The 13,309-nt window shown below is 53.5% G+C and carries 10 protein-coding genes; 1 reads left to right on the forward strand and 9 read right to left on the reverse strand.

What is annotated here, in order from left to right; genetic code table 11:
• Positions 1-3: 3 nt before the first annotated feature.
• From NIG5292_RS02985 to NIG5292_RS03010, 6 genes are all read right to left on the reverse strand, one after another.
• Positions 4-345, reverse strand: a complete 342-nt coding sequence (locus tag NIG5292_RS02985; RefSeq protein ID WP_048597877.1) for a DUF427 domain-containing protein — start codon at positions 343-345, stop codon at positions 4-6.
• A gap of 11 nt (positions 346-356) precedes the next feature.
• Positions 357-2,123, reverse strand: a complete 1,767-nt coding sequence (locus NIG5292_RS02990; RefSeq protein WP_048597879.1) for an aminopeptidase P family protein — start codon at positions 2,121-2,123, stop codon at positions 357-359.
• On the reverse strand, positions 2,123-4,003 hold the full coding sequence (gene cobT / locus NIG5292_RS02995) for a cobaltochelatase subunit CobT (protein ID WP_048597881.1): 1,881 nt from the start codon (positions 4,001-4,003) through the stop codon (positions 2,123-2,125). The genes NIG5292_RS02990 and cobT overlap by 1 nt, the downstream gene beginning before the upstream one ends.
• Before the next feature lie 112 nt (positions 4,004-4,115).
• Positions 4,116-5,102 (reverse strand): cobaltochelatase subunit CobS, encoded by a 987-nt coding sequence (cobS, locus tag NIG5292_RS03000; protein ID WP_048597883.1) that lies wholly within the window; start codon positions 5,100-5,102, stop codon positions 4,116-4,118.
• Between the two features lie 94 nt (positions 5,103-5,196).
• Entirely contained in the window at positions 5,197-7,545 is a 2,349-nt protein-coding gene (locus NIG5292_RS03005) for a methyl-accepting chemotaxis protein (RefSeq protein ID WP_082136604.1), read from the reverse strand.
• A gap of 90 nt (positions 7,546-7,635) precedes the next feature.
• Positions 7,636-8,265, reverse strand: a complete 630-nt coding sequence (locus NIG5292_RS03010) for a DnaJ domain-containing protein (RefSeq protein ID WP_048597887.1) — start codon at positions 8,263-8,265, stop codon at positions 7,636-7,638.
• A 99-nt stretch (positions 8,266-8,364) separates the two neighbouring features.
• Between NIG5292_RS03010 and NIG5292_RS03015 the strand changes: the two genes are divergently transcribed.
• Positions 8,365-8,613: a BolA family protein gene (locus NIG5292_RS03015; RefSeq protein ID WP_048597889.1), complete on the forward strand. Its 249-nt coding sequence runs from the start codon at positions 8,365-8,367 to the stop codon at positions 8,611-8,613.
• Here NIG5292_RS03015 and NIG5292_RS03020 read toward each other — a convergent pair whose 3' ends face one another.
• The 3 genes from NIG5292_RS03020 to pepN form a co-directional block, all read right to left on the reverse strand.
• Positions 8,614-8,943 (reverse strand): DUF4177 domain-containing protein, encoded by a 330-nt coding sequence (locus NIG5292_RS03020; RefSeq protein ID WP_053084823.1) that lies wholly within the window; start codon positions 8,941-8,943, stop codon positions 8,614-8,616.
• Positions 8,944-8,974: 31 nt separating this feature from the next.
• Entirely contained in the window at positions 8,975-10,486 is a 1,512-nt protein-coding gene (gene gatB / locus NIG5292_RS03025) for an Asp-tRNA(Asn)/Glu-tRNA(Gln) amidotransferase subunit GatB (RefSeq protein WP_048597891.1), read from the reverse strand.
• Positions 10,487-10,639: 153 nt separating this feature from the next.
• Positions 10,640-13,249, reverse strand: coding sequence for an aminopeptidase N (gene pepN / locus NIG5292_RS03030; protein ID WP_048597893.1), 2,610 nt, complete (start codon positions 13,247-13,249; stop codon positions 10,640-10,642).
• Positions 13,250-13,309: the final 60 nt, after the last annotated feature.

Genomic DNA, 13,309 nt, shown 5'->3' on the forward strand with positions numbered 1-13,309 from the left:
AGCTTAGACGTTCTCGACAGTGACCCGCGATGTGTCAAAAGCGATGTGCCCTTTGATGCGCATGGCTGCTTCGGTAGGGTTTTCATATGACCAAGCGGCGTCTTCAAGAGCACCGGATTTTGTCTGAATGGTGTAGTGGCTCGCAGCGCCTTTGGCGGGGCAGGTGGTCACTGTCTCTGACGCATCCAAAAAGGCCATCGCCACGTCTGTAACGGGAAAGTACATCACTTCTGCCAAATCACCTTCGCTCAGGATCAGCGCGTCGCGGGTTTCGCCGATGACGGCACCAGCCACACGGACGACTGTCGTTGTATCTGCACGGCGAACGTTAATGGTGTTGGTCATATGTGATCCTTTCAAAGAGGCGCCGTGGCCAGTTCAAGCCATGCCGCCGCTGATTTTGACAGTTTACCTGATAACTTACGACTAATGTCCGCGTGATATGCGTTGAGCCACGCGCGTTCATCAGCGCTCAGAGTGTCTGTATCTATCAATCGGCGATCAATTGGAACCCATGTCAGTGTTTCAAAACACATCATTGGCGTTCGGGTCTGTTCTGCATCACGTACAATCACCAAATTTTCGATACGGATGCCAAATTTTCCCTCAACGTAGTAGCCGGGCTCATTCGACAAAATCATGCCTGCTTGCAAAGGCTCATGCGAGGCGCGGCTAATCCGCTGCGGGCCCTCATGGACACACAGGTAGACGCCGACGCCGTGGCCAGTACCATGACCGAAATCCAGACCCTCTGACCACAAAAACTGCCGCGCGAGGGGGTCAAGATCACGGCCTGCGGCCCCTTTCGGAAATTTAACCCGCGACACAGCAATCATACCGCGTAAAACCGCCGTAAAGCATTTGGTCATTTCGGCAGTCGGTGTGCCAAGCGCAACGGTGCGGGTGATATCGGTTGTTCCGTCGATATATTGCCCACCGCTGTCGATCAGCAGCATTGAGTTTGCATCAAGCTTGCGGTTGGTTTGTTCAGTCACGCGATAATGAACAATCGCGCCATTTGGCCCTGAGCCACAGATGGTTTCAAAACTGATGTCGCGCAGCGCGCCGGTTGCTTCGCGAAAGCTTTCGAGTTTTGTGACAACGTCAATTTCACTAAGCGTGCTGTGATCTGCGGCGTCCAGCCATGCCAAAAACTCAACCATGGCAGCGGCGTCACGGATATGTGCGGACTTGGTACCGTTTAGTTCCGCCTCGTTCTTGCATGCTTTCGGCAAGATGCATGGATCACGGGCCAGCACAGGCTGGGCAAGCTGCGACACCACGGCGACAGGAATGCTTGATTTATCAACAAGCACATCACCTTGTAAGGCTTGTAGGGCTGGCTCAAATTTGGCCCACTCTCGCAAAGTCAGCCCTTCTTGAGGCTTAAGTTTTGCAAATTTTTGGGTATCGCTGAAAAGTTCAACAGCACCGGTGGCATGCAAAATCGCAAAGGCTTGGACAATGGGGTTGCGGGGAATGTCGCTACCACGAATGTTCAAAAGCCAACAAATGCTATCAGGGAGCGTTAGTACCGCAGCGCTGTGACCCGCTTTTGACAACTCAGCCGCCAAAGTACGACATTTTTCACGGGATGTTTTGCCGGCAAGATCTTCGGGGTAGGCGATAGCTTGACCCTGTGGTCTGTCAGGTTGGCCCGCCCAGATATTGTCGATCAGGTTCTCAGTTGCGCGCAACGCAATGCCCGACCCGTCCAATGCTTTTGTCAGCGCTTCAATCTCGCCGGCGGTGTGCAGCCAAGGATCATAGGCAACCGCGTTGCCGCTCTTGAGCGTGTTGCGCAGCCATTCGTGGCGGGGCGTTTCGGTGCTCAGGATCACCTCAAAGTCATCGGCGCATTGGGTGCGCGCTTGTAACGTGTAGCGTCCATCAACCAACATCGTGGCGGAGGTCGCTGTCACAAGACATTCACCCGCAGAGCCTGTGAAACTTGTCAGCCAGCTAAGCCGTGCGTCGTGATCATTTACGTATTCGCCCTGATGGGCGTCGGCGCGGGGCACAAGGAAAGCGTCCACCTTTGCGCGCTGCATTTCACTCCGGAGTGCGGCCAATCGTGGCGGTCCGTCTTTGGGGCGTGTGCGCGTTACAAAGGCTTGATGCATTATCCGGCTTTCCTCATTCCCAGTACTTTGGCGCGGGCGCGTGGGTCCGTGTCAAACAGCGAAGCCAGTTGTTCGGTCATCGCGCCAGCAAGTTGTTCAACGTCTGTGATTGTGACCGCGCGATCGTAATAGCGGGTCACATCGTGCCCAATACCAATCGCAACCAGTTCAACTGCCTTGCGCTTTTCAACCATAGCAATCACGTCGCGTAAGTGTTTCTCAAGATAGTTGGCAGGGTTGACGGACAAGGTCGCATCATCAACGGGTGCGCCGTCTGAAATCACCATCAACACTTTGCGCGCTTCTGGTCGCGAGATCATGCGCCGATGCGCCCACTCAAGCGCCTCGCCATCAATGTTCTCTTTCAGCAAGCCTTCTTTCATCATAAGGCCAAGGTTTGGTCGCGCGCGGCGCCAAGGTGAATCAGCCGATTTATAAATGATGTGACGCAAATCGTTTAGGCGGCCTGGCTGCTGTGGACGCCCATCCGCGAGCCAGTTTTCGCGGCAAAGCCCGCCTTTCCACGCCCGCGTCGTGAACCCCAGAATTTCTACTTTCACCTGACAACGCTCAAGAGTTCGCGCCATGACATCCGCACAAATTGCTGCAATTGAGATGGGCCGCCCGCGCATGGAGCCGGAATTGTCGAGTAGCAGTGTCACGACCGTGTCACGGAACTCGGTGTCTTTTTCAACTTTGAATGAAAGCGGTGTGGTCGGGTTCGCAATCACGCGTGCCAAGCGGCCTGCGTCCAAGGTGCCTTCTTCAAGATCAAATTCCCAGCTTCGGTTTTGCTGTGCTTGAAGGCGGCGCTGAAGCTTGTTCGCAAGGCGCGAAACCGCGCCCTTCAAAGGGTCAAGCTGCTGGTCAAGATAAGCGCGCAATCTTTCCAACTCGGCAGGTTCGGCAAGATCTTCGGCGCGGATTTCTTCGTCGTGCTCTGTCGACCAAGCCTCGTAAAGGGGATCTGCATCAGAGATGGGCTGCGGCGCCGGTGGCTCAGTAGGGGCCTCGCCTTCGGGCATTTCGGTCTCTTCGCCCATGTCTTGGTCAGCAGCATCATCAAGCTGAACTGATGACTGCGCAGCATCCTGTTGCTGTTCTTGGCTTTGCTCAGGGTTGGCCTCGGCCTCCTCCTCACCAGTGTCATCATCCGAGCCAGTGCTATCAGGCTCTTGGGGGTCTTCAGATGCGCCGTCGCTGTCGTCTGCTTCATCATCTTCAAAGTCGTCGGGGTCATCACCAAGCTGATCGCCGTAGCCCAAGTCTTCAATAATTTGACGTGCAAACTTCGAGAAACTTTGCTGGTCTTGCAGCATGTCTGACAGGTTTTCGAGGGTGCCACCTGCGCGGTCCTCGATAAAGCCCCGCCAAAGCTCCATCACATTTTGTGCACCCGCAGGAAGTGGGCGACCCGTTGCGAGATGACGGATCAGGTAGCCCGCGGCAACCGCGAGAGGCGCTTCTGCGGGTTCTTTGATTTGGTCATAGCCTTTGCGCAGCGCGTCATTAGTAATTTTCACATCGATATTCGAAGCTGTGCCCGGCATGTATTCAGCGCCAACAGCTTCAATCCGAGCCGTTTCCATAGCCTCGTAAATATCGCGGGCCATCTGTCCATCTGGAACGTAGCGGTTGTGCGTTGATGGATCGTGAAACTTATGGCGAAGTGCCAAAGCATCCGCAGTGCCACGCGCAAGCAGCACCTCATCGCGGGTCATGCGGCGGCTGATCTGGGGCAGACGGATCGTTTCGTTTGTTGCTCCGGGTGGGTCGACTGAAAAACTGACGGACAACTCTGGGTCGTTGGCCATTACTTTTGTGGCCTCGGCGAGTGCCTTTTTGAACGGATCCGCGGGGTTGTCGTTGTTTTTCGTCATGATCAGCAACCTAGTGCGATTGGCGTAGGGCACAATCGAAATATTGAGCAACAGTTGGGGTTTTGGTGGCGTCCCATTGGGACGCCTGTTGGCTTATCGTCAGCCCTTTGCCTCAGCCCACACTGGCGTTTGCAGCACTTTCAGGGAGCTCTTCGTCAAAGCAGCGTTGGTAGAATTCTGCGACTGTCTGACGTTCGAGCTCGTCACATTTGTTTAAAAACGAAAGTCTGAAAGCATAGCCAACGTTACCAAATATCTCAGCGTTTTGCGCCCAAGCAATGACGGTGCGCGGGGACATAACCGTTGAGAGGTCACCGTTCATAAACGCCGTACGCGAAAGGTCGGCGACCTGCACCATTTGTTGAAGTGTTTTGCGCCCGTGATCCGTGTCGTAGTAAGGCGATTTAGCAAGAACAATCGCGGCTTCTTTCTCAACAGATAGGTAGTTCAACGTTGAGACAAGTGACCAACGGTCCATTTGACCTTGGTTGATTTGCTGCGTGCCGTGATAAAGTCCTGTTGTATCGCCCAAACCGACGGTGTTGGCTGTTGCGAAGATACGGAAATAAGGGTGCGGTGTGATCACTTTGTTTTGGTCGAGCAGTGTAAGTTTGCCGTCTACCTCTAACACCCGTTGGATCACAAACATCACATCTGCACGACCGGCGTCATATTCATCAAAAACAATTGCGGTTGGCGTGCGAAGGGCCCAAGGCAGAATGCCCTCTTGGAAATCAGTGACCTGCTTGCCGTCACGCAGCTTAATTGCGTCTTTACCAATAAGATCAATTCGGCTGATGTGGCTGTCGAGGTTCACCCGCACGGAGGGCCAATTCAGGCGCGCCGCAACTTGCTCGATATGGGTCGATTTGCCGGTGCCATGATAGCCCTGAATCATCACGCGGCGGTTATGTTCGAACCCCGCGAGGATCGCCAAAGTTGTATCGTGATCAAACTTGTACGTAGGGTCCAACTCCGGCACGCGGTCAGAGGCTTCTTCAAACCCATGAACCACCATATCCACGTCGATACCAAATGTTTCACGAACCGAAATTGGTTTGGTGGGCTTTGCTTCAATATCGATCATTCCGTCAGCCATTTGAAAGGGTCCTACCTACGTCTTGTCATGTTGTTGCGTCGTTGGGTGCAACATAATCCAAGTCTCGGCAAGGGCTAGGGCTAAAATACTCCCGTTAGGCGGCGCCCACATCCGCATAGGCAGATGTGCCTCCTCCGTTTGCGCTTGTGTCGCTGTGTTGGAAGACAGAAATCGCGCCTTGGATATTGGCCACTTGCGATTTTAGGTTCTGCGCAGTTTCGCGCCCCGTGAGTGCAATATTCGCGTTATGCTGCGTCAGCTTGTCCAATGCTTCAAGGGCAGTCGAAATTTCCGTAAGACCATCCACTTGCACTTCACTACCTTCACGCAAATCGCCAAGATTTGCGGACATCTTCTGAACTTGGGCCAGAATGTTTGTCAGCGCGTCTCCCGTGTTGCCCACTAAGGCGGCACCTTTTGTTACATCGCTGACGTTTGTTTCGATCAACGTTCTGATATCGCTAGACGCATTGGCCGAGCGCTGTGCCAGCGCACGCACTTCTGTTGCGACTACTGAGAAACCTTTGCCCGCTTCGCCGGCGCGGGCGGCCTCAACCGACGCATTGAGTGCAAGAAGGTTTGTTTGAAAAGCGATTTCATCGATCACGCCGACAATTTTACTGATTTCACCAGATGCGGTCTCGATGTCTTTCATTGCATCCACAGCTTTTGAAACGACGTTACTGGCGTTTTCGGCCTCCATAGAGGTGGTATCTGCAAATCGGCTGATGTCACCAAGTGTTTTTGTGGATTGGTCAACGCGGTCTTTGATCTGCAGCATGGCAGCTGTGGTCTCTTCTAGAGCACTTGCCTGTTGTTCAGCGCGTTTGGCCATGTCGTTTGAACTAAGTGTCATATCGGCAGACTGGTGGTCAAGCTGTGAGCAGTCTGTTTGAATGGTGCTCACCAATTGGGCGAGTGATTGTACCGTTTCGTTTACGGTTTCTTGCAGCCTTGCAAAAGCACCGTGGAAAGTACCCTCCATACGCGCCCCTACGTCACCTGATGCCAAACGCTCCATCACAAGGCCCGTAGTTTGTAGCCCGTCTTCAACTTGAGCGACCAGCGCATTGATGGAGGCGGCTACGTTCTGCAAATCACGGTCTTCAAATTTTGATACGATCCGTTTTGTGAAGTCGCCGTCTGACGCAGCATCCACCACGTTTGCGATGTCGGCGCGCAACCTGACCATTTCAGCATTTTCAACGGCTATTCGTTTTGCCTCTTTTTCTTGCTGCTCACGTTCTTTTTTGAGCTGCGCTTCACGTTGCTGGGCATTTGCTTGCTCAAGCTCGATCCGTTTGTTGGCTTCTTTTGCATTCTGGCGTGTCAGCTCTTTGGCGCGCGCCCCTTCTTTACGCAGAACATCCAATGCACGTGCGATCTGGCCAAGCTCATTTTTGCGGTCTAACCCGCTGACCTCTAGGTCGAAATCACCGTCTGCTACGGCCATCATTTCTGAAATTGAGCTTGAGATGTCGCGGCGCAAATTGGCTACGAAAGCTGCGGAAGATATCAACCCGAACAGAAGTACCGCGCCCGATGCGATGGCGAACGTAAGGACTGAACTGTCCTTTTCTGCAGCAAGCTCAGCTCGGTTGGTTGTATCAGCTTTTGCGGTTTGTTGTACAAGTTGTGCAAGTATGCTGCGCGCGGTGATGTTGTGACTATCGATTGTCGCGTAAAGACTGCGTCGCTCCGTGCGAGACGGGGTCAGCTGATCAATCACTGTGACATAGCCGCTGAGCAGCTTTTCGACTTCAATTGCGAAGACCTGATAAGGCTTATTTTGCGTCCGTTGGATAATTTGAGAGACATTATCAGCAGAAGTCGCGAGCAATGCGCGGGCATCTTCAAGCAGTTCGGGATTACCGGTCGCCAGAAAGTCACGCACGAAGGTTTGCGCTGTCATGGCATCAATGAGTGCCAAGTTACCACGGTATGCGGAAAAGCTGTCACCAATTGCGTAAGCCGCCTCAATAACGGCCTTCGTTTGCTTGATTTGTTCGTCCCCAATGTCGCGTAGTGACGTGTTGGCTTCTCTGAATTTTGTTTGCGCTTGTTTCAGTGCCACAACATCAGTGTCGAACGCGTTTAATGTGGTGTTGAGTTCAGCCAGCTTACCCGTAATGTTTGATGCTGAGCCGAGTGTTTGTTGTAGGATCTCCACTTCGGTCTGAGTGGTGTCAAGTTGGGCAACCAGTTGCTCTAGCGTGTCTATGGAAGGCGAGGCGTTGTATGTGCGTAGGGACGCGTCAACGGCGGTATATTTGAAACTAAGCGCATCAACCCGTGACAATTGGTCAGTTAACTTGAAATAGCGGTCCTGCTCGGCCCCCTGATGCTCTGTCTTGAAAATACCAAAACTAAAGACTGCGAATGCCAAGATTTGTAGGACAATCATGCCCCCCATAATTTGACGTCCTAAAGACCAATGCCGCATATCGAACCCCACGCGTTTGTGTTACGTGGGGACCCCTAGCAGAGACGTGCTTTCGAAAAGGTTACCAGAGTAGAAGTTAGCTGCGCAGATTTACTTAAAATTGCGGCTATCTTTGATCTGATCCCACGCCCAGACAACCTCTTGTAGCTTGTCTTCGTCTGAACGGTCGCCGCCGTTCATGTCGGGGTGTAAGATTTTGATAAGTGCTTTGTAAGACTTACGAATTTCCGTCTTGGTCCAGTGGTCCTTGGCTTCCAAAATCTCGATGGCCCGGCGCTCGGTTGGGGGCAGGCGGCGCGTTGTTGTCCCGGATGTTCGGCCAAGGTTTTGCGTGGCGTTCGCGCCCAAAACTTGGTGCGGGTCATCGACCCCAAGACGCGCCCATGCGCGCTGTTCATCAGGTGTGCGGAAAGGTTTTGTTTCGCGGTCCCAAACCCGATCTTTGTCCATTTGCTCGGCAAAGCTTTCTTCGGATGTGCCGTCGAAGAAGTTCCACTTCAGATTGTATTCGCGCACGTGATCTTTACAGAACCAGAAGTAGTCGTCCAAAATATCGGGGCTTTTGGGGGCGCGATATTGGCCACGTTCTTCACAGCCCGGTCGATCGCATACGCGGGTAGATGTTTCCGATGCACCAGACATTCCGCGGCGTCCGCGCGGGTTCTTTTTCTTTGCAGAAGACACAGACATATCAAAGCCAAATGGATCGTCTTTTTTCATCTTCAACATCCTTCAGAAAGTGGTGTTCGACTCGGAGAGACAAGAATAGTGTTTTGACAGCGAGGCGAAAGGGGTGAAATCAAGAATATGACGAATAGAATGACACGCAAAGAACGGATCGAGGTGGCTCTTCAGGCTTTGTCCCCAGAGCAGTTGATAGTGGAGGATCAATCAGAGGCACATCGCGGTCATTCGGGCTATCAAGACGGCGGCGAAAGCCACTTTCATGTGATCATCAAAAGCGCTGCATTGACCGGTAGCCGGATTGCAAAACACCGCGCGATCCACGCTGCTGTTGGCGCTGATTTGATGGCTGAAATTCACGCATTCTCGATTGATATCAAGTAGTCAGGGCGTTTCGCTGTCGTGGGTATCAGCCTCGAAAATATTGTCGTCAGGTTCTGATTTGCGTGGCACTGCCAGTGATTGTTCGTGTGGTGCGTCGTCCACGGGACGCCTGAACACAAGCATGTTGTGGTAGACGGTCACACGCCCAGTCAATCCGCTGCGTTCTTGCAGGGGCAGGGTGTCAGAGCGTTGATACTCCCACCCGCTGAGCGCCAGATCATTGATCATTTCCTGAACGGCAAACGCAAGCCGTCCCGCGCCACCTTTGCTGCCACGGTTGCGCTTTCCCTTTGTCGGAGCAGGCAGAACTTTATACTCAAATTGAGGCATGGCGCGCGTCTCTCCCAAACACAGTAACCGTTTAACCTTGTAGTTTGCGGGCGACCAATTCGTTCACAGCTTTCGGGTTTGCTTTACCGCCGGTTGCCTTCATGACTTGGCCAACGAACCAGCCTGCAAGTTTGGGGTTTTCCTTGGCTTTGGCGACTTGGTCAGGGTTAGCTGCGATGATTTCGTCAACGGCTTTTTCGATGGCACCCAAATCAGTAACCTGTTTCATGCCCCGTTCTTCAACAATCACGGCAGGGTCGCCACCGTCTGTGTAGACGATTTCGAACAAGTCTTTCGCGATCTTGCCGCTAATGTCACCCTTGCTAATTAGAGCAATCACGCCGCCCAGTTGTTCAGGGCTGACAGGACTTTCGGTGATGTCTTTGTCGTCTTTTTTCAGGCGCCCAAACAGTTCGTTGATCACCCAGTTCGCCGCCAGCTTTCCGTCTTGGCCATCGGCAGTTTTTTCAAAAAATGCTGCATTTTCTGTATCGGCAGTCAACACGGACGCATCATAATCGGATAGTCCGAAATCACTGATAAACCGTGCTTTTTTTGCATCTGGTAGCTCGGGTAAATTTGCGGCCAGGTCGTCAACCCATGATTGCTCAATCTCGAGGGGGAGCAAGTCTGGATCAGGGAAATACCGGTAATCGTGCGCCTCTTCTTTAGAACGCATCGAGCGTGTTTCGCCTTTGTCTGGATCATAAAGACGAGTTTCTTGCGTCACACTACCACCGTCTTCGACGATTGCGATTTGGCGGCGTGCTTCATATTCGATCGCTTGCTGAATAAAGCGCAGCGAGTTCATATTCTTGATCTCACAACGGGTGCCAAGATGGTTAAAATCTTGGGTTTCCATGTATTTCTCGTACGCGCCTGGACGACATACAGAAACGTTCACATCCGCACGCAGGTTGCCGTTTTGCATGTTGCCGTCACATGTGCCGAGGTAACGCATAATCTGGCGCAGCTTACTGACGTATGCGGCGGCTTCTTCCGGGCCGCGAATATCGGGGCGGCTGACGATCTCCATCAGGGCCACACCTGTACGGTTAAGATCCACGAAGCTCATATTTGGGTCCATGTCGTGGATCGATTTTCCGGCGTCTTGCTCAAGGTGGATACGCTCGATGCGCACAACCCGCGCAGTTCCATCACCAAGCTCGACCAGAACCTCACCTTCGCCCACAATGGGGTGGTAGAGTTGAGAAATTTGATAGCCTTGCGGCAGATCAGGGTAGAAATAGTTTTTCCGATCAAAAGCCGAGTAAAGATTGATATCTGCGCGCAAACCAAGGCCGGTACGGACAGCTTGGGCGATACATTCTTCGTTAATGACAGGCAACATACCCGGCATGCCCGCATCAACGAATGCAACGTTGGCATTTGGCTCTGCGCCGAACTGTGTTGAGCTTGCAGAGAAAAGCTTTGCTTTTGTCGCGACCTGAGCATGGACTTCTAGCCCAATCACCAGTTCCCAGTCATGTTTCGCGCCTGCGATCACTTTGGGTTTGGGGGCAGTGTGGCTCAGATCCAACATAGACGTATCCTCTTGGTTTTCGACGTCGCTTCTAACGGTGCCCGTAAGCAGGAGCAAGTGAGCACGGCCCAGTCAGCGATGGGTTTGTGTATTATTTCCAGCATACGGCCGAGGTCCATTGGTACGGAACCGCGGCAGCCGCCTTAAGATTTGCTATCCAAGTATCCGCGTTATCATTTCTGTCGTGTCACTGCTTAGGTTGGGCGTTGACAGGATGCGCTTCATTTCAACGCGCATTTTCTCGCCGCGGGCGCTGTCCCACATGGCCCATGTTTCAAACGCTGAAGTCATCCGTGCCGTGGTCTGTGGGTTGATTCCATCCAGCGTAATGAGCCAATCGGCCAATAGCGCATACCCGCTGCCACCCGCCGTATGAAACCCTGCAGTATTGGCGGCAAGGGCGCCGAGTGTCGCGCGGAACCTGTTGGGGTTCTTGACGTTGAACGCTTCGTGTTCAGTGAGAAACTTAGCGACTTTGCTGGCGTCAGCGGGTGCTGCTTGGCCGATCTGAATGCCGAACCATTTGTCGATGACCAGCCGCTCGTGGGCCCATTGTTGATAAAAGGCCTCAAGGGATTTGGTAGCATGTTCGGTACCAATAAGGCAGCCCAGTGCAGTGAGTTGGCTCGTCATGTTGTCGGCGTTCGCGTGCTGTTTTGCAGCCTCGGCACCGCCATCAAGACGCGTGATCAGCCCCAAGATACGACCACAAAGCGCACGCTTGCCTGATTGCTCCGCATCGGGGCGGTAAGATTGGGTGACTTGGTGCTGCGCAAAGAGCCTTTGCAAGCTGTCTTGGGCGGCCTCCGCAAATTGCTGGCTCAAAGTTTCGCGCGCATCATAAATTGCTTGTGGGTCTGGTGTGTGCCCTTGGGATTTGAGGTGCGTGGCGATGTCCATCGTAGAGGGTAACGCGCTGGCAAGTGCGCGAAACGCGGGCGCGCGGTCTTCGCTGCGCAGGCTCAAGCACCACGCATCTACGTAAGCATCGGACGGGGTTTTGATGCCGCGCGCCATGTCACCAAGAGTATTCAACGCCAAGGTCCGGCCTGCTTCCCACGCGCTGAATGTATCGCTGTCATGGGCCATCAGACGAAGCAGGTCATTCTCGCTTTGATCTGCGTGCAAAATGATTGGCGCGGCAAAACCACGGTTGAGCGAAAGGGTGGGGGCGTCGGACGCGTCGCTGTTTTGTTGGTCGCTGGCGGATGCGTTGGTGTCCCGCCAAGCCGGTGTGGTGGTGCGGGTATCGATCGTCCAGCTTTGTGTGGTATCGTTCAGCATCAAGACACTGGTAGGCGTCAGGTCGCGACCATCTGCATCAATCAACCCGACTGCTAAGGGGATAGGAAGGGCTTCTTTGTGCTGTTGCTGCGCAGAAGGGGGCGTTTCTTGGCGCGCCGTAAGCGTCAATTCACTGCCCTGCCATGCTTGTTCTATGGTCACATGCGGCGTGCCCGATTGGTGCCACCAGCGAGAGAAGCCCGCCAAACGCGGATCATCATCGCCAAAGCAGGCAAAGAAATCCTCAATCGTGACGGCCTGCCCGTCGTGCCGGTCGAAATACTCGGTCAGGCCTTTGTAATAGTCCTCTTCACCCAAGATCGTCATCAACATGCGGATGATCTCGGCGCCTTTTTCGTAGATTGTGGCGGTGTAGAAATTGTTGATCTCTACAAAACTATCAGGGCGGACTGCGTGGGACAGCGGGCCAGCATCTTCGCGAAACTGCCTGCCGCGCAGGGCGTTTACGTCATTGATGCGCGCGACAGCGGGATCACGGGTGTCTGCAGTGAATTGCTGGTCCCTAAATACAGTAAGCCCTTCTTTGAGACATAGCTGGAACCAGTCGCGACAGGTGATCCGGTTGCCAGTCCAATTGTGGAAATATTCATGGGCGATGATTGCCTCGATACGCTCAAAGTTGGCATCGGTGGCGGTTTCGGGGCTGGCCAAGACCGCGGAGGAATTGAAGATGTTCAGCCCCTTATTTTCCATCGCGCCCATGTTGAAGTCATCGACGGCAACGATGTTGAATATGTCCAGGTCATAGGCGCGTCCGTAAACACGTTCATCCCACACCATCGAGGCTTTAAGCGCCTCCATCCCAAATGCGCATTTGTCGATGTCATCTGCACGCACATAAATATTGAGCGCCACATCGCGGCCCTCAGATGTTGTAAAGCTGTCTGAATGCGCGACCAGATCACCGGCAACAAGCGCGAACAAATACGCGGGCTTTGGCCAAGGATCGTGCCACTCGGCCCAACCGTCACCACTGTCTGTTGGGTTACCGTTTGATAACAGAACGGGAAGGTCAGACATGATGCGGACGGTGAAGACTGACATAACGTCGGGCCGGTCCGGGTAATACGTGATACGGCGAAAGCCTTCGGCCTCACATTGGGTGCAGAACATTCCGTTGGACAAATAAAGCCCTTCAAGCGCGGTGTTAGACTGTGGATCAATCTCCACTTCCGCTTCCCAGATGAACGGTGCGTCAGGCACATCCGCAGTAAGGCCATCGGGTGTAAGGCTCACATCGACAGGCTGTCCGTCAATGCGCGCCGATATCAGTTTCATGTGCTCGCCGTGCAAATAGAAAGCGCGGTCCGCACTTTCTGGGTTAGGGCGAAATGCTATTTTTGAGGTCACCCGTGTTGCCGTTGGGTGCAGCTGGAACGTCAGATGTACGCTGTCCACATGATACGCGGGAACTGTATAATCGGCCAAGTAAATGGTTTGGGGGCTTGCATCTTTCATGGGGTATCCTTGCGCACAAATGTGTCAGCTACGTTGCGTCCAAACGTAGGCTGAGGCATG

It is taken from the genome of Nereida ignava, assembly GCF_001049735.1.
Classification (GTDB): domain Bacteria; phylum Pseudomonadota; class Alphaproteobacteria; order Rhodobacterales; family Rhodobacteraceae; genus Nereida; species Nereida ignava.